The sequence below is a fragment of the Neokomagataea anthophila genome, assembly GCF_018122595.1.
GTDB lineage: Bacteria > Pseudomonadota > Alphaproteobacteria > Acetobacterales > Acetobacteraceae > Gluconobacter > Gluconobacter anthophilus.
Genome location: NZ_JAGRQH010000208.1, coordinates 1 through 222 on the forward strand (window position 1 = coordinate 1; position 222 = coordinate 222).

At 53.2% G+C, this 222-nt stretch carries 1 pseudogene; it reads right to left on the bottom strand.

Features of this window, described 5'->3' with window-relative positions:
- Positions 1-222 (bottom strand): annotated as a pseudogene (locus KB213_RS12485) (phosphogluconate dehydrogenase (NAD(+)-dependent, decarboxylating)); the annotation flags it as partial.

Here is a 222-nt window from a genome sequence, read left to right on the forward strand (position 1 = left end):
AATCCGATGCGCTGTGAGGAGATGATTTTCTCAGCTAAGTTGTTGCCAATGCGTGAGCGGAAACGAGTGAACAGCGATGCGGTCATCACAGGTACGGTAACATCTTCCTCGATCGCAGCTTCGATCGACCATCGGCCTTCACCCGAGTCCGATACTTCACCTGAGAACTCAGACAGATCACCCGACTTCGCCAGTGCTTCCGCCGTCAAATCTAGCAGCCAT